The sequence below is a fragment of the Parageobacillus sp. VR-IP genome (genome assembly GCF_013357975.1).
GTDB lineage: Bacteria > Bacillota > Bacilli > Bacillales > Anoxybacillaceae > Saccharococcus > Saccharococcus caldoxylosilyticus.
This window is the reverse complement of the sequence record NZ_JABVYQ010000007.1, coordinates 17,076-33,084: the sequence shown is the minus strand read 5'-3', so window position 1 is coordinate 33,084 and position 16,009 is coordinate 17,076. Positions and strand designations below refer to the sequence as shown.

The 16,009-nt window shown below is 40.5% G+C and carries 18 protein-coding genes and 3 pseudogenes; 16 read left to right on the top strand and 5 right to left on the bottom strand.

All coding sequences use genetic code 11. The features are described from left to right. Positions 1–338: 338 nt before the first annotated feature. From HT574_RS16035 to HT574_RS16005, 7 genes and pseudogenes are all read left to right on the top strand, one after another. Entirely contained in the window at positions 339–2,396 is a 2,058-nt protein-coding gene (locus HT574_RS16035; protein ID WP_175245377.1) for a BglG family transcription antiterminator, read from the top strand. 32 nt (positions 2,397–2,428) lie between these two features. Beyond that, entirely contained in the window at positions 2,429–2,695 is a 267-nt protein-coding gene (locus HT574_RS16030; RefSeq protein ID WP_017435971.1) for a PTS sugar transporter subunit IIB, read from the top strand. 149 nt (positions 2,696–2,844) lie between these two features. Next, on the top strand, positions 2,845–4,107 hold the full coding sequence (locus tag HT574_RS16025; RefSeq protein ID WP_175245376.1) for a PTS ascorbate transporter subunit IIC: 1,263 nt from the start codon (positions 2,845–2,847) through the stop codon (positions 4,105–4,107). Between the two features lie 448 nt (positions 4,108–4,555). Further along, a complete protein-coding gene (locus HT574_RS16020) occupies positions 4,556–4,870 on the top strand; it encodes a DUF5082 domain-containing protein (protein ID WP_175245375.1) in 315 nt (104 codons plus the stop codon). Beyond that, a complete protein-coding gene (locus HT574_RS16015) occupies positions 4,867–6,045 on the top strand; it encodes a pre-toxin TG domain-containing protein (RefSeq protein WP_175245374.1) in 1,179 nt (392 codons plus the stop codon). Before HT574_RS16020 ends, HT574_RS16015 begins: the two co-directional genes overlap by 4 nt. Before the next feature lie 9 nt (positions 6,046–6,054). Beyond that, a complete protein-coding gene (locus HT574_RS16010) occupies positions 6,055–6,471 on the top strand; it encodes an immunity 70 family protein (protein ID WP_003251423.1) in 417 nt (138 codons plus the stop codon). Between the two features lie 225 nt (positions 6,472–6,696). Continuing rightward, positions 6,697–6,904, top strand: a pseudogene (locus HT574_RS16005) (peptide-methionine (R)-S-oxide reductase); the annotation flags it as partial. Between the two features lie 123 nt (positions 6,905–7,027). Here HT574_RS16005 and HT574_RS16000 read toward each other — a convergent pair. Beyond that, positions 7,028–8,359 carry an APC family permease gene (locus tag HT574_RS16000; RefSeq protein ID WP_175245373.1) on the bottom strand — a complete coding sequence of 444 codons (1,332 nt, stop codon included), beginning with the start codon at positions 8,357–8,359 and terminating at the stop codon, positions 7,028–7,030. Positions 8,360–8,581: 222 nt separating this feature from the next. Here HT574_RS16000 and HT574_RS15995 point away from each other — a divergent pair, with 222 nt between their 5' ends. From HT574_RS15995 to HT574_RS15985, 4 genes and pseudogenes are all read left to right on the top strand, one after another. Then, positions 8,582–10,327 carry an ATP-binding protein gene (locus HT574_RS15995; RefSeq protein WP_175245372.1) on the top strand — a complete coding sequence of 582 codons (1,746 nt, stop codon included), beginning with the start codon at positions 8,582–8,584 and terminating at the stop codon, positions 10,325–10,327. Positions 10,328–10,587: 260 nt separating this feature from the next. After that, positions 10,588–10,767: a small acid-soluble spore protein H gene (locus HT574_RS15990; protein ID WP_042409821.1), complete on the top strand. Its 180-nt coding sequence runs from the start codon at positions 10,588–10,590 to the stop codon at positions 10,765–10,767. A gap of 831 nt (positions 10,768–11,598) precedes the next feature. After that, positions 11,599–11,715: pseudogene (locus HT574_RS20050) on the top strand (carbohydrate ABC transporter permease); the annotation flags it as partial. A 313-nt stretch (positions 11,716–12,028) separates the two neighbouring features. Next, complete coding sequence (locus HT574_RS15985) at positions 12,029–12,472, top strand: MaoC/PaaZ C-terminal domain-containing protein (protein WP_042409818.1); 444 nt, start codon at positions 12,029–12,031, stop codon at positions 12,470–12,472. Positions 12,473–12,479: 7 nt separating this feature from the next. On the opposite strand, the pseudogene HT574_RS20580 reads toward HT574_RS15985, so the two are convergent. The 3 genes and pseudogenes from HT574_RS20580 to HT574_RS15970 form a co-directional block, all read right to left on the bottom strand. After that, a pseudogene (locus tag HT574_RS20580) lies at positions 12,480–12,746 on the bottom strand (transposase); the annotation flags it as partial. 87 nt (positions 12,747–12,833) lie between these two features. Then, entirely contained in the window at positions 12,834–12,989 is a 156-nt protein-coding gene (locus HT574_RS20575) for a helix-turn-helix domain-containing protein (RefSeq protein WP_175245370.1), read from the bottom strand. 206 nt (positions 12,990–13,195) lie between these two features. Beyond that, positions 13,196–13,471, bottom strand: a complete 276-nt coding sequence (locus HT574_RS15970) for a helix-turn-helix domain-containing protein (protein ID WP_217499578.1) — start codon at positions 13,469–13,471, stop codon at positions 13,196–13,198. Positions 13,472–13,557: 86 nt separating this feature from the next. On the opposite strand from HT574_RS15970, the gene HT574_RS15965 reads away from it, so the two are divergent. The 4 genes from HT574_RS15965 (at position 13,558) to HT574_RS20560 (ending at position 14,731) form a co-directional block, all read left to right on the top strand. Then, positions 13,558–13,833: a helix-turn-helix domain-containing protein gene (locus tag HT574_RS15965; protein WP_254698705.1), complete on the top strand. Its 276-nt coding sequence runs from the start codon at positions 13,558–13,560 to the stop codon at positions 13,831–13,833. Between the two features lie 150 nt (positions 13,834–13,983). Beyond that, positions 13,984–14,229, top strand: coding sequence for an IS3 family transposase (locus HT574_RS20570; protein ID WP_155835590.1), 246 nt, complete (start codon positions 13,984–13,986; stop codon positions 14,227–14,229). Next, complete coding sequence (locus HT574_RS20565) at positions 14,169–14,513, top strand: DDE-type integrase/transposase/recombinase (RefSeq protein ID WP_369492349.1); 345 nt, start codon at positions 14,169–14,171, stop codon at positions 14,511–14,513. Before HT574_RS20570 ends, HT574_RS20565 begins: the two co-directional genes overlap by 61 nt. Beyond that, a complete protein-coding gene (locus HT574_RS20560; RefSeq protein ID WP_155835592.1) occupies positions 14,510–14,731 on the top strand; it encodes an IS3 family transposase in 222 nt (73 codons plus the stop codon). Before HT574_RS20565 ends, HT574_RS20560 begins: the two co-directional genes overlap by 4 nt. A gap of 199 nt (positions 14,732–14,930) precedes the next feature. Here HT574_RS20560 and HT574_RS15945 read toward each other — a convergent pair whose 3' ends face one another. Next, a complete protein-coding gene (locus HT574_RS15945; RefSeq protein ID WP_042411184.1) occupies positions 14,931–15,272 on the bottom strand; it encodes a hypothetical protein in 342 nt (113 codons plus the stop codon). Between the two features lie 358 nt (positions 15,273–15,630). On the opposite strand from HT574_RS15945, the gene HT574_RS15935 reads away from it, so the two are divergent. Then, entirely contained in the window at positions 15,631–15,942 is a 312-nt protein-coding gene (locus HT574_RS15935; RefSeq protein WP_175245368.1) for a DUF5082 domain-containing protein, read from the top strand. The last annotated feature ends 67 nt before the right edge of the window (positions 15,943–16,009 follow it).

The window sequence follows — 16,009 nt, the reverse complement described above, 5'->3', positions numbered from 1 at the left end:
CATAAAATTTTTTGTAAAGCATTAGCTACTAGACCAAAAGAACAAGAGAGACCGAACTCATCGAAGACGTTCATCTGTTAGCTAGTATAGGCTGAATTGTTACGGGAGAGAAAAATGAAAACAAAGAAGCGTTCGAAATGTTTGTGAATTCGTTTGTTACCACATCTGTGTGCGGATGTGGTTTTTTATTGTACATCGGTCTATATTTTGCACAGTTCTACTCACAACATTTGGGCTTATCTTTTGCCGAAATTTCAATATAATGAACAGTAAGAGGAGTCTAGATTCCATCTAATGAGTATGATTGTTTGCACAATGGAATAAAGGAGCACTCCAGCATGATACTCAATGCCCGTTGTGTCCAAATCTTGAATATGTTGCTTAGTTCTTCTACTCATGTCACCGCAGACAAGCTGGCTCAGTCCTTGCAAGTATCAAGGCGAACGGTTTATTACGATATTCAAAAAATAAATGATTGGCTACGAAGTCAAGGCTTTTCGCAACTGAAACATGTGCGCGATCTCGGTTTTTATTTGGACGATCAAGTCAAAAAGCAAATGGCGCAAAAATGGCAAACGTTACAAACGATTCGACATTACGAGTATTCTTCGGAAGAAAGAAAAGCTTGGATTGGATTATTGATTTTTATTCGAAACCGTCCGATTTTTTTACACGACTTGTTAGAGAAAATGCAAGTCAGCCGAAGTACTTTATTGAATGATATCAAGGAACTCAAAACGGAATGGCAGTTGTTTCAGTTGCAATTAGCATTCCATCGTAAACAAGGATATTTCATTAAAGGTGAAGAAATGCAAAAACGGAAGGCAATCGTACATCATGTCGCACAGCTTTTGGCAACGGTTGGCTATGAACGTCTATGTTCTGAGTTGCTAGGCGGGCGCATATCATCTATCAACGATATTATTCGCCAATCAGAAGCATTTTCTTCCATTCGTTATACGAATGACGTTATTCAAACATTAACCATTTATCTTTCTATTTTTATAAGACGATGGATCCGTGGTAAATACATTCAAATGGATGAGCAGGAAAAAGAAGTGTTGCGATCGACTCGGGAATACAAAACGGCTCATTATATCATTACTCAAATTGAAAACGCTTTCCGAATCAATGTTCCTAAAGATGAAACTTGTTATCTCGCAACCTATCTTCTGGGTTCAAGAGTCACAGACGATAAGCAAATCGATCAAAGCAATGAAATCGCCATTTTAAAACAAATGGTCAAAAACATGGTCGATGATTTTCAAACGTACGCTTGTGTACAATTCAAACATCGTGAAGAGTTGGAAAAAAATTTATTGATTCATATGAAACCGGCTTATTACCGCTTAAAATATGGTCTTCATTTGCAAAATGAATTAACCCAATCTGTCAAAGCAAATTATCATGACATCTTTACTCTAACGAAAAAAGTTGTTCATCATGTGGAGAACGTCGTCGGTCAATCCGTAAGCGATGATGAAATTGCTTATATCGCAATGCATTTCGGTGGATGGCTTGACAGAGAGGGGGTATCTGTCCCGACACGGAAAAAAGCGCTCATTGTGTGCGAAAGCGGCATTGGTACATCAAGAATTTTACAAAAACAAATTGAAGAACTATTACCAACTGTTGATGTCATTGACATTATCTCGGTAAGAGAATATCGAGCTTATTCTTTGGAACATGTTGATTTTGTTGTTACAACCATTCCGTTACAACCGCGAGATGTTCCCGTTTATATGGTTCGTCCTATTTTAACCGCTGCGGATAAAATGTTGCTTTTAAGAGAAACAAACGAACTATCCGAAACGAGAACTCTATCAGTCGAAGCATTATTGGAAATCGTTAAAAAACATGCAACGATCATCAATGAACAAGCGTTAATTCAAGAACTACACGAATATATTAGTCAAAGTCAAAGAAAGGAGATTTTTAAAAAACCGATGTTGAAAGATTTGCTTACAAAACATCACATTCAATTTGTTGAAGAGGTAGGTGATTGGAAAGAAGCGATTGTGCTTGCTGCTAAACCGTTATTGGATGGCGGTTATATTACAAACGAATATATTCAAGCGATGATTGACAATGTGATGACATTGGGACCTTACATCGTGATTGCACCAGGAGTGGCTTTGCCGCATGCCCGGCCGGAACAGGGAGTAAATAAAATAGGGATGAGCTTTCTTAAAATCAAAAACGGTTGTCTATTCTCGGAAAAAGAAGAACACCGGGTATATGTTTTAATCGTTTTAGCTGCCATTGATAATGAAACACATTTAAAAGCGCTGTCACAACTGACAAAATTGTTATCAGACAAAGAAAATATGCGTGTATTATTCTCGACCAATTCGGTAGAAGAAGTACTCACATTAATCGAAGCATATTCTCATTAAAATAAGAGTTCAAACCAAGGAGGTACAAAAAAATGAAAAAAATTCTCGTCGTTTGCGGAAATGGACTTGGAAGCAGTTTTATCATCGAAATGAATGTCAAAAACGTGTTAAAAGAGCTGGGAATTGAAGCCGAAGTTTCTCATACTGATTTAGCCACAAGCAAAACAGAAAAAGCCGATTTATATTTAGGGGCAAAAGATTTAGTGGAAGTACTGGATGACGGCACGCGCAATGTGGCCAAACTGACAAATATTCTTGACCTTGATGAACTAAGATCCGTGCTACAGAAACATTTGTAATAGAAATAAGCAGGCGACCGCCTGCATAAAAGAAAAAACTTTCCCTTTTATTAGAAGTATACGAAAGAATGAGAAAACAAGAAAGAGATTTTTAGATAGAAAAAAATGATATTCCTAAAGCTTATGAATAAATAGGGGGCACATGTGCGATGTTTGATTTCATTATGAAGGACATATTAGGTTCGCCGGCGATTTTGGTCGGATTGTTTGCGTTCCTTGGTCTGTTGTTGCAAAAGAAAAGTTTTCCTGATATCGTTTCCGGCACGTTAAAGACGATTATGGGATTTGTTATTCTCGGCGGCGGCGCCAACATTTTAATCGGCTCGTTAAACGTTTTCGGGAAAATGTTTGAAAAAGCGTTCCATATTAAAGGGGTGATTCCGAACAACGAAGCGATTGTTGCCATTGCTCAACAAACGTTTGGAAAAGAAACAGCAATGATAATGCTATTCGGAATGGTTGTCAATATTCTTATCGCACGATTTACTCGTTTTAAATATATTTTCTTAACCGGGCATCATACGTTATTTATGGCTTGCTTAATTTCCGCTGTATTTGCTACTGGTGGGGTTACTGGCATTCCGCTTGTCATCATTGGTTCTGTTATTCTTGGAAGTTTGATGGTGTTGATGCCGGCGATTTTGCAACCGTATATGCGAGAAATAACGGGAACGGACCAAATCGCTTTAGGCCATTTTGGCTCGATCGGCTATTTTACTTCCGCATGGATCGGAAAGCGGCTTGGAAACAAAGCGCAATCCACTGAGGATATTAAAGTGCCGAAATCATTAGGATTCCTTCGCGATACATCCGTGGCGATGTCATTGACAATGGTTCTGCTATTCTTTATTGTTGCCCCATTTGCCGGAAAGCAGTTTATAGAGAAAGAGTTAAGCGGCGGCGTGAACTTCCTTGTTTTCTCCCTTATGCAAGGAATTACGTTCGCCGCAGGGGTATACGTTGTATTAGCGGGAGTACGGATGCTTATTGCTGAAATTGTTCCAGCATTCAAGGGGATTGCGGATAAAATGGTGCAAGACGCCAAGCCGGCGCTTGATTGTCCGGCCGTATTTCCTTACGCCCCCAATGCTGTCATCGTCGGCTTTTTATCCAGTTTTGCTGCGGGGATTATTTCGATGTTTATCTTGCCGCTCGTCGGCTTAAAAGTGATTGTTCCTGGGCTAATTCCGCACTTTTTCACCGGAGCCGCTGCCGGCGTATTCGGCAACGCCACAGGCGGTAGACGCGGCGCCATTTTCGGAGCATTTGCCAATGGAGTTCTCATCTCGTTCTTACCGGCGCTCTTGCTCCCAGTCCTTGGCTCGCTCGGGTTTGAAGGAACGACGTTCGGAGATTCAGATTTTGGAATTGTGGGGATTTTGTTGGGGTATTTGATTAAGTTGTTTTCATGATGGAAGAAGAGTACCCCTACCTTGACAGAGTAGGGAGCGCGCATTCGAGTCGCGTGGGAATCATGAATTCAAGAGTCCTCAATCCCATATCAAGGAATTGAGGACTTTCATTTATTCTTCGATACCGTTCTTCAGCAAGGAAATAAAGGACGAGATGGAAGAATGGGAAGGTATGATCGTGTCAATCACTTGGACGGTTTGTTTATTTCGGATTTAAGTTTGGCAGTTCTTGTGGAAACCTATCACCGGCTTGTACAACATGATTGATCGAGTTCTATTAAACTAAGGTAATTTCCGAAGGAACTTTGACGTGTTTCACATAACAGAAATAATAGATAGGGAAAAAGTCCTGATTGTCATCTGGGAAAACAGGAATATATCATGATTTATCCTTATTTTCCTTGTGTTACCATTTATATAGTGTGTGAATGGGGGAGAGGAAATCAAGGTGTTGTCTTTTTTGGAATCGATCGAAAAAGAAGTGAAACGCAGGGCCTACGAGACGATGAGCCATTGTCTCCAGTCTTATCAGGGGCAGGTCGAAGAAACGAGCGAGGAATTTGATCATGGCTTACATTCCTTTTACCACGTGAATGATGAATATGTTTCACATTGCCAAGGAGAGCCGAGGGAAGCGTCTGAGGCGATATACGGGGACTTGCGGTCAATCGAATCACATATTGATGCGGCCGCAGACGATCTTCTTCATGAAATAAGCAGGGGAATCGCCCGAATACAGCGAAAGATAGAGGAGTTATCATGACAACCATTCAAATCAAACCAGAGGAGCTGGAAGCGGTAGCAAAGCATGTCCCCGATGCAGAGGACGCCTGCCAGCGCGCGCAGATCTCGCTTTCCTGGGAATTTCCTTCTTTAGTGATGGAGATTACCACTATCGGCTCTGATGCCATCCATGAGCTCAAAGACGAGCTGGTTCATTGGCTTCACCGCTATGAAGAAAAGTTGAATGAAGCGGAGGAATTGCTTTATCGAACAGCCGCGGCAATAAGACAGGCAGACCAAACGCTTGCCGACAACATGATAGAATTTGGTTTGGAGCTTCTTGGTTGGTATGACTTGCAGCGATTGTTTGGAGAATACGATCCAGTGACTGGAGAACGGATTTCAGCAGGAGACCGCTGGCTGGCGGGAGGAATGCTATTGTTGTCCGTCATTCCTCCAGCCAAAGGAGCAGGCGCTGCCGGCAAAGCGGGGATCAAAGGAGCGAAAGCGGCGGAAACAGCAGCGGATGTTTCGAAATTGGTATCGCAAACGAAACATGTTCTCCGCTATGATAAAGTTATGCCTGCCCTTCAAGCGGCGTATCTCCAAGTGGTAAAAGCGCCGATTACCCAAACGATCCGTTCGTTCAAGAGGCAATGGGAGAACCTTCTCGAAAATGTTGGCTCTGTCCTGCAGGGACCGCCGCCAGCCTTTGCAGGAATCGGTCCGGCCCGCGGTGTATGGATGAGCGGAACCGAGAGGGAAGCAAAAGAAACGATGATGAACATAATTGGAAAAACTGGGGATGAGGTGGTTGGTAAGGGGACGGGTAATGCTAGACCGTCTTGGAGACAATCAGAAATTGACATAGGAAAAGAATATCCAGAATATAGTGCTCAAAAATCTTTTAAAAACGGAAAAGAAGTACCTTATGGAACCAAAGGAAGCTCAAGACCAGATTATTATAAAGAAGGATTTAGTATAGAAGTAAAAAATTATAAAATTATTACCCCAGAAGGTAGAAGCAGATTAGTAAACAATATTTCTACTCAATTTGAAAAGCGATTAGGTGATTTACCGAGAGGTACTAAACAAACTGTTATTATCGATATACGGGGACAAAATGTATCGGAAGAAATACTAGATGATTTGTATGATAAAATAATGAAAAAAACAAATGGTAAAGTAAATATTAGATTTAAAACTAATGAGTGAGGTGACAGAATGGCTGTAGGTTTTAAAGTAAAATATTATTGGTATCCAATTGGGCATGGTGACTTTTTACATTCGTTTTTTTCAACAGTAAGCTATCATTTAGAGCCAAATGGTTGGGGAACAAAGTATCCTCTTTTATTAAACAAACTATATAATGGCAAACTTGAGTATAAATATATTAAAGATGCTATTAAAGAAATAGATGAAATTCAAGAAAGTTTGAAAAATTACAGTCCATCACAAGTCATTTGGGATATTGAAGACCTTTCCAAAACACCACCATGGGGAGATAATATAAGTGATGAAATTACAGACTTATCTAACTATTTTGTTACAAGTGATGGAGAAGATTTAATAACTATTTTAAAAAAAGCCTTAAATAAGGCCTTAAAAGTAAAGTCAGACATTGAAATAGAAAGTATTTAAGTCCCTTTGCGGCTTATGCTTGTTTTGATAGTTGTGATCCTTGATCAGAGTGATAAATCAACCTAGATGGAGGTTGACGCTTCCAAACAGCTCTCTCTAATGCTTGTATCGCGAATTGATGATTCATCCGTTCACTGATGGCCTACCCGACAATTCTTCGAGAAAACAAATCCATTATGGAAAACAGCGCTAGGCACTGTTCGCCAAGTATGATTCTGCTACAGTTGGCCAAGTTTTACAAAGCATTTTCATGAAGAAAATATTAAGACCGAATTAGATTTAAGCCACGATATCGTTCGCGTAGAAGCTCGTCGCTGAAAAGCCGATTCGCACTTAGGACATGTTTTTAATGACGGACCAGCATCGACAGGGCTTCGCTATTGTATCCATTCAGCAGCGTTGAGAAGATCTTGAAAAAGAAGGATACGGGTAGTATTTTACATTGTTTGAAAAAGAAAACCGCTAAACGGCGTCCGTTTAGCGGTTTTAGATTTTTTTCGATCGTTGTCAATACTATTTTGGTGAACAAACGCATTTTGATGGTGTTGGTGTTCGTTTAACTTGCTTGTTTCGCCGTTTTATCTTTTTGTTTGGTTGTAAGACTCCAATAAACAGGAATTCCGGATAACGTGATTAACACGGAAAGAAAAGCATCGAGCGGTTGATGGATGACGGTGCTTCCAATAATGTAAAGCGCTCCTGCGATCGCGACAATTGGCGTTACAGGATATAAAGGCACTTTATATAACGAATGATCGGGCTTTTGATTTTTCCGCAACAAAAACACGGCGTAAAACGCTAAGCCGTAAAATGAGAAAACGCTAAAAATGGCGATATCGGTCAAGCGATCTGGGCTGGTCATTAGCATCATCGCCACAGCGATCGCTGCTTGTAAAACGGTTGCTTGAACAGGAGTGTGAAAAGTCGGATGAACGCGCGAGAAGAAACGGGCGCCAGGGAACAGCCCGTCTTCTGCCATCGCAAACGGCATGCGTGGGAATGTTAAAATTTTTCCATTCAAACAGCCGAAAATAGAAATTAAAATACCGATCGCAACCATTTTTCCGCCTACACCGCCAAATAGTAGCGCCGCGGCTTCTTTTGCGGCGTTCGGGCCAAGCTCGACAATTTTACTCGCAGGAAGAACGTGAAGGAGCGCGATATTGACGGCTAAGTAGCAAAGCATGACAATGACAATTCCAGTAATAATGGCTTTTGGCAACGTTTTTGCTGGATTTTTCATTTCGCCTGCCACAAACCCGACATTCATCCAGCCGTCGTACGCCCAAAGCGTCGCTAACACAGCAGCCCCCATGCTGATCGCTTGGCTGCTTTCGCTTTTCATTCCGAATACAGGCACATCTCCTTGAAACATTCCAAACACAATAATAAGGAAGATTGGAAGCAGTTTTGCTAATGTTAACAAGCTTTGAACTGCACCGCCGTATTGTGTTCCTAGCATGTTAATGAGCGCAAGAAAAAGAACGGCTAAAATTCCGATCCATGTTTCCGTCTGCTTTGAAAAACCAAACACCCCTGCAAATAGCGAACCGAAGTATAATCCGAGCGCTCCGATCACCGCTGGGCCGTAGATAATCGTTTGCACCCATCCGCATAAAAAGCCCCAAAACTTTCCGTACACCTTTTCTACATAAACATACAGCCCTCCGGTTTTCGGAATTTTTACGCTCACTTCTGCGATCGTCAACCCGCTCGCTAATGTAATAATGCCGCCGATGATCCATGCCCATAGAGCCATTGTCGAGTCTCCGGCGGCGGTGATGACAACGCCTGGTTTCACGAAAATGCCAGAACCGATGACCGTGCCGATGACTAAAGATGTTGCGGCGATAAAGCCGATGCTTTTTCTTAATTCAGCATGCCTCATGATGTTCACCTCAAAAGGACAAATGTTTTTCTTACGAGTACTGGATCATTATAACATAGGATTTAAGTAAATTTCTATTTTTTGAAAATTAAAATATTATAGATTTCACTTCATTTCTTGACATGAACGGGTTTTTTTGTACACGATGAAACATGTGACAATTTTCATGATATAAGTAGTATAATAAAAATCTACAACGAATGATGTAGGGAGTCGCGGGAAATGAATTGGATACGGTCACGTATTTTTTGGAAAATTTATATCATTAATTTAGCCGTTATTTTTGCTTTGCTAGCTTTAATGTTTATGATTGCTCGGATGTATTTGCCTGAAATCACCAAAGAGCAATATCGGCACATGACGGGTAAAACCGTTTTGCGGATGAAAGAACAAATTGTTCAAATAGGCGAGGATTTAAATAAGTTTGAGCAATACGTGCAAAACGACCCACATTTTCGGGCGAACGACGCCAAGCAGTGGTCAGAAGGGCTTGAACGTATTATTGAAATTTCTCCTTATATTGATGGCGCTACAGTATTAGATTCGCACGGATATGTGAAAGGTTTTTATCCGAATGACCTGAGCCGGCTATTAAACTATAACTTAAGTAAGCGTGAATATTTCCAACAAGCGTTGCGAACGAAAAGAGCTTACTTTAGCGATGTTGTCTCCGCGGATACGGGCCGTTATTTGCTTGTCATTGCTGTTCCTGTTTTAAATGAACGGAATGAAGTGGAGAGAGTTGTCAACTTATCGATGCGAATTGAACAAAATAAGCTGTTTCGCTCCATTGTTCAAAGTTTTCAAATTGGGGAACACGGCTATACGTTCATCGTCGATCGCAATGGAAACATTATTTCTCATCCATCGAAAAAACGAATTGGCGATCATGTCACAGAAAATGCCGTTGTACAAAAATTGCTCCGAAGACAATCAGGCTATGAAGAAGTCGTCAATACAAAAGGAGTGGCGATGCTTGCTTCCTATGCGTACATTCCGATTTTACAATGGGGTGTTGTTGCGCAAGTGCCTGTATCGGAGATTTATAAACCTTATGCGTTGTTTGAAAAGGCGCTTTGGCTTGCTTCTATTGCAGCATTTTTCATTTTATCGCTTTTAACGGCGCTCTATGCCCGGCAAATTGTCCATCCGATTCGCCGGTTGTGTGATGTGGCAGAAGCGGTCGCAAAAGGAAACAAATATGTTCGCGCAGACGAAACCGATCAAACGGAAATTGGCTTGCTCGCAAAACGCTTCAATTACATGATTGATTCTATTCAACAGTCGGAAGAACTGTTGCGAAAATCGGAAAAACTAGCGGTTGTCGGTGAATTGGCGGCGGGGGTTGCCCACGAAATCCGCAACCCATTAACATCGCTGAAAGGGTTTATCCAGCTTTTAAAAGAGGGAGAACGCAATCAGATGTATTTCGATATTATTGAAGCGGAATTAGAGCGATTGAACGAAATTGTCGACGAGTTTTTATTGCTTGGAAAGCCGAATCCAGTAAAAAAGGCATACCATCATGTATCGGACATGCTGCAACATGTGATGAAGCTTCTTGAAGGGCAAGCGCTATTGCATCATGTGACCGTTCAATATTCCATTGATGAACAACTTCCTCCGCTTTATTGTGATGAAAATCAATTGAAACAAGTGTTTATCAACATCATCAAAAACGCAATCGAAGCGATGCCAAATGGTGGAATGTTACGGATCGAAGCGAAACTGCGGCTAGATTCTGTTCTCATTTGCATCACAGACGAAGGCTGCGGCATTCCGAAAGAGCGAATGGCTACACTCGGTGAACCGTTCTACAGTACAAAAGAAAAAGGGACAGGATTAGGATTAATGGTGAGTTTTAAAATCGTGGAAGCGCATGGTGGCAAAATGGAAATTCATAGTGAAGAAGGAAAAGGAACGACCGTGTGTTTGCTTTTTCCCATTTCCTCAAAGCAGGAGGGCTGAGTGAAAAAATCAGCCCTCTTGCTTTTTTAATTCCTCCTCACACACCAAAAATTTGATGTGGACATTGACACTGCGAATTTAGATGAAATGTTTGCGAATTCGATTATGGCCAATGTGGTTTTTTTGTTCATCAGTTCCTATTTTGCACAGTTCTCTGTTTGCTTGAAATGGAATTTGAAAGTGTTTCGACAACACATGTATATCTAAGTAATTTAGAGCAAATATTAATAATTGTTACCAATCCAAAGGAGGTCATGATCATGAATGTACAACGAGCAAAAGAAATTGCCGCTTCACCAGTTATGGCTCATGTAACCTATAATGGGGTGCCTATCTATATTGAACAGGTCGATGAGGAAAATGGAACAGCGACAATCCATCCCCTTGATCAACCAGAGAATAAACAAAATGTTTCTGTATCTAGCTTAAAAGAACATTGAAATAATTTTCCAGCGGCGCTTCAAGAATTGAATTTGTGATCAAGAAAGTAGTTTGTCGCAGTCTAGATCGGATTGGAAATGGTGTTGAACTTCAGTTTGCTGATGGTATCAATGTAATGATGCTGCTGTAGATGGTGTATTAGGATTAAAAAATAATTTGACGTCTGGCCTCTTAAGCTGGGCGTTTTTTATTTTCCTGTTAAAATTGACCGCCATATGAAACAAACGAACGGTCTGAAACGAGAACTCGATCGGCCGGAGCATGATTGGAAATCGTTAAACAACATGCAGCGGTCATAAATGAACAGCATTAATTTAAGAACTGCACGAATATATTAAAGAAAGGGGATTTTAAGAGAAAACGATGCTGAAAGATTTGTTTACAAAATATCATATTCAATTCGTTGGTTGATGGTTTGGTTATCTTTACCATGCAGAAAATTCCACGTTTTTTGTAACCTTGATCAGAAAACAACCGGATTGTCAAGTACATTTTGTGGTGAAGAGTCCATCATATTTCTAAACAAATTACATAAACACACCGCTTTTAATCAATTTTTTATTAATGGAAAAATTATCTTTCAATTGCAATTTCAATGGACTTTTCAGGGGCAAGCTCACTAAAATCATCTGAAGTGTAAATGAAGCAGAAATAACAAATTTAACTTTGTCAAATCCTTCAGGGCTATCATCTATATCAGCAGATGAGTTGGATCATGTAGTGAAGTCATACGAAGAAAAGCTTGCTCTATTGGAAACAGAGCTTGAAAAGATACGGAAAGAACAGCTATATATTAGCAGTGAAGAAAAGCAAAAACGACGTGAATTTTCTCAACCCCGGTCGGCATTGCCGTGCTCCGAGGACAGTATACGATTCCTTAGGGGGAAATTTCAGCGGCGACGGTTGTCGTTACGATTCCGCTTGTCATCATGGTGCTCCTGTTCTAGCGCCGCATTGCGTCCGGGCTGACGAGCGGTTCGGTGAAAGAATAATGGAAAAGCCAAAAAGGATGCCGTTGTGTATGCATCCTTTTTTGATTAGGCGTGGGGGCATTGATTCGAAACACGAAACGGCGAATACACCGTTCTATCGGTGGCTCGTCATTCATATGCTAACGACAGATGCTGGAAAAGAGAGCGTTTTCAAAGAAAAGGTTTATCTAAAATATACAGAATTTTTTTAAAATTAATTCCACTGTGTACTTGAAAGGGGGTGGGAGTGGATTGACTTTTTTGACGCCAAGTTAGGAGGTGATCCAAGTTGCGTTTTGACCGCCCTTTTGAAGCGTATGCCGTAGGTGAGCGCCATCGTTCGCGTGGGCGGACGATCACCGAGACGGACATTGTGCAGTTTGCCGGCGTTTCGGGTGATTTTTATCCGTTGCATATGGACCGGGAATACGCGCAGCGGACGCAGTTTGGCGAACGCATCGCCCACGGGATGCTGACGATGTCGGCGGCGACTGGGCTGTGGGTGATGGAGCCGGGCATGGTTCTCGCTTTTTACGGCATTGATTCGCTTCGTTTCGTCCGCCCGGTGAAAATCGGCGATACGATTTACGTCGAATCGGAAGTGAAGCAACTGACGGAACGGGGCGAAGCGGCGGGGCTGGTCACGGTGCATCAACGCGTTGTCAATCAACATGGGGAAACGGTCGTCGACGCGATTGTGCATGTGCTTGTCGCCCGTGAAGGTAATGGATGAACGGATTTCACCATAAGGGGAATCGTCGTCGTTGTTGAAGAGCTGCGTGGTACTCATGAGATGTGTACTGGAACCCTTGGTCACTGTGTAAAATGGTTCCATTCACATCTCGTTTTTTTATTGCTTCGTCTAAGGTATCAAGAACTAGCTGAACATCATTTCTTTTACTGATTCGATACGAAATAATTTCTCTGTTAAAGAGATCGTATATAACGGATAAGTATAGACGCTGGTTGTTTAAAAGGAGATAGGTAATATCTGTCACCCATTTCTCATTTGGTTTACTTGCTGTAAATTGTGTCTATTTAATACGTTCGGTACCGTAATTCTTTCCGAACCTTTTCTATACACTTGCTTTTTTTTAACGAATTTTCTCCTGAAGATTCATCTGCTTCATTAAACGATAAATACATTTGTGATTGATTCTCCACCCGTACTCCCGCAAAATGTATGCCTTTACTCTTGGATAACCATAGGTTCCATTGGATACTTCATAGGCTTCCACGATCAAATTCATGATGTCCTGATTTCTTCAATCTCTCACTGTGGTTACATTTCTTCGTTTCAGCCACTTATAATAACCGCTTCTTGAAACACATGCTATCTTACATAACAAAGAAATAGGATAGGAACAACTAAGATCATGAATGATGGAATAGAAGACGGTTTTGTCTCTGGTTTTCACCTCCTTTTCAAAGCAATAAACTTTTTTAAGAATTCATTTTATGCTTTGAGTTTTCGATTTTCTTCTTCTACTGTTAGTGGTTTCTTTCTAGGCCGGCCCCGTTTAGAGGAAATGGTTTTTCCTCTACGTTCTTTTAATCCTTCTTCTCCATACTGTTGATAGTTCTTTACCCAAATACGTACCCTTTTAGGATCTTTTATTCCCATTCTCTTGGCCACTTTTCGATAGCCTAATTGTTCATTCAAATACATCATGACTGTACGTAATTTAAATTCAAAACTATAGCTTTTGTATTTTGCATTTGATTTATCCAAAAAAATCCCTCCTGTATAGCAGTGTGTCCTTTTTCTACACTGCCTACACAAGAGGGATAATATCACTACTATGGAGGGATATTTTTATGGGCAAAATCAGAAAAACTTACAGTAAAGAATATAAATTAGACGTAGTGAAGAAATATTTGGATGAGGGATGGACGAAGCGCGAGATCATGGATCCATTTCACATTTCTTCTTCCATGTTACATAGATGGGTTACTCACTATAAAAACGAAGGAATTCAAGGATTAGAAGAGAAAAGGGACAAGACAAAAGGGTTACGTAAAGGTAGACCAAGAAGCAATCCTTTGAACCTGAACAAGAACTGGAACGTTTACGTGCGGAGAATGAATAGTTAAAAAAGCTATAGCGCTAAGAAAGAGGGAGAGAAAGTAAGAGACAAATATCAGGTAATAGAAGAGCTATCTAAGAACTATTCCATTCGCCTACTCTGTGAGGTATCCGGTGTTTCAAGAAGTGGATTCTACAAGTGAAGAAAGAGAAAATTCATGAAGACGAAAAAACAAATAGAGAATGAGCAGATCAAAGCAAAGATTCGGGAGTGTTACCAAGCTGTCCATAGAATTTACGGTTATCCTCGAATCACAGCTTGGCTCAGGAAAAAATACAACCTAACTATCAACCACAAAAGAGTATATCGGTTAATGAAAGAACTAGGGATTCAAGCAAAAATTTGGAGAAAGCGAAAGTATTTTGGAAAGAAAGAGGCATATGTAGTACGGATAACCATTTGAATCAAGAATTTCAAGCCAAAAGACCAAATGAGAAGTGGGTGACGGATATTACGTATCTTCAAAGCAATGGCATCCGATTATATTTATCCGCCGTGAAAGATTTATATAACAACAAGATTATTGCTTATCAAATCAGTCATCGAAATAATGTCAGGCTCGTCATCGATACCGTGAAGTTAGCGATAAAACGAAAAAAGATGTGTCTGGAATCCTCATCCATATTCACTAATGATTTCCGTACACATCAAGACAATATCACGCACTACTTAAACAATACAATATAAGGGCCGGTATGTCTAGAAAAGGGAATTGTTTAGATAATGCTTGTATGGAAAACTTTTCTAGCCATTTAAAGACAGAATGTATCTATATGCACTCATTTGAAACGGCTGAAGAAATGAAGCAAGCCGTTTTACAGTACATAGAATTCTACAACAATGAACGGATACAAACGAAATTAAGCAGCTGTAGCCCTAGAGAATATCTGGCTACAGCCGCTTAATAAGATTCCTTATTATTTACTGTCTACTTGACAGGGGTAAGTTCAGTAATTGTTGACTCTTTCTTGTAAATGTACCGCATCGGGTTTGTACATCAACTTTATGAATATAGGAATTCCCATTGTGGCTACGATTCTGGATTGGAAAGTCCGCCGAGATAAAAATTGATGAGGCGTTCAAAAGTTTCATATATATTATATGTCACACAGGCTTTGCCGTTTCCTTCCGGGTGACTTCGTCAATTTTATCTACAAACATTTGGAAAACACGTCTTTTCTCTTCTAAATCACGAATAGCTTCTTTCAGTTTTTCATATTTCTCTTCAAATGGTATATGGTAACGCTGGCGAATCGTTTTAATGATTTCTTCGTTCACTGTCGACTGAATCACTTGCTTTGTAATGCTGTATTTATACGCGTAAACTCTTAACTCTTGTTTGACTTCCTCGTATTCTTGATTAATCTGGCTCAATACTTCAGATATATCTTCCTTCCATTCTTCAAGGGATTTCTGTATGTATGATTGTTTCGTCATTTCATCCATGAAAACACCTTCCCACCGTCTATATAGTTTGTCCCTTCTTTATTTTAACGCAACTTTTTTACACCCCGTTTACTGAAAAATTACATTGTCATTTCATTTATGATTTATTTTAGGTGGGAACGATAAATAAAAACTACAAACATTTGTGCAATTGTCCATAATGTATCACCGGCTTGTACAACATGATGACCGAGTTGTATGAAACAAGGTAATTTACGAAGGGACTTTGACATGTTTCGCATAGCAGAATCATCGATAAGGAAAAAGTCCTGATGGCATTTGGCAAAACAGGAATATATCATGATTTATCCTTATGTTACCATTTGTATAGTGTGTAAATGGGGGAGAGGAAATCAAGGTGTCGTCTTTATGGGAATCGATCGAAAAAGAAGTGGAACACAGGGCTTACGGGACGATGATCGATTGCCTTGAGTCCTATCAGGGGCAAGTCAAAGAAGCGATCGAGGAGTTTCATCAAGGCACCTGTGGCTTTTATCGCGCAAATGAGGAGTATGTTCCGTATTGGCAGGGAGAGTCGAGGGCAGCGTATGAATTGATATACAGGGACTTGCGGCAAATCGAGGCACATATTGATGCGACTGCAGATGAACTTTTTCATGAAATAAGCAGGGAAATTGCCCAAATTCGGCGAAAGATAGAGGAGCTATAATGACGACAACCGGATCGAAAACGAATTACGATTGCGTGTTTGAACGGGGTGTTGTCGCGACTGCATC

Bases quoted from the DNA above. Each gene is read 5' to 3' on its own strand.
- HT574_RS16035 (WP_175245377.1), top strand. From the start codon at position 339: ATGATACTCAATGCCCGTTGTGTCCAAATCTTGAATATGTTGCTTAGT.
- HT574_RS16030 (WP_017435971.1), top strand. From the start codon at position 2,429: ATGAAAAAAATTCTCGTCGTTTGCGGAAATGGACTTGGAAGCAGTTTT.
- HT574_RS16025 (WP_175245376.1), top strand. From the start codon at position 2,845: ATGTTTGATTTCATTATGAAGGACATATTAGGTTCGCCGGCGATTTTG.
- HT574_RS16015 (WP_175245374.1), top strand. From the start codon at position 4,867: ATGACAACCATTCAAATCAAACCAGAGGAGCTGGAAGCGGTAGCAAAG.
- HT574_RS16010 (WP_003251423.1), top strand. From the start codon at position 6,055: ATGGCTGTAGGTTTTAAAGTAAAATATTATTGGTATCCAATTGGGCAT.
- HT574_RS16000 (WP_175245373.1), bottom strand. From the start codon at position 8,359: ATGAGGCATGCTGAATTAAGAAAAAGCATCGGCTTTATCGCCGCAACA.
- HT574_RS15995 (WP_175245372.1), top strand. From the start codon at position 8,582: ATGAATTGGATACGGTCACGTATTTTTTGGAAAATTTATATCATTAAT.
- HT574_RS15990 (WP_042409821.1), top strand. From the start codon at position 10,588: ATGAATGTACAACGAGCAAAAGAAATTGCCGCTTCACCAGTTATGGCT.
- HT574_RS20575 (WP_175245370.1), bottom strand. From the start codon at position 12,989: ATGAATTTGATCGTGGAAGCCTATGAAGTATCCAATGGAACCTATGGT.
- HT574_RS15965 (WP_254698705.1), top strand. From the start codon at position 13,558: ATGGGCAAAATCAGAAAAACTTACAGTAAAGAATATAAATTAGACGTA.
- HT574_RS20570 (WP_155835590.1), top strand. From the start codon at position 13,984: ATGAAGACGAAAAAACAAATAGAGAATGAGCAGATCAAAGCAAAGATT.
- HT574_RS15945 (WP_042411184.1), bottom strand. From the start codon at position 15,272: ATGGATGAAATGACGAAACAATCATACATACAGAAATCCCTTGAAGAA.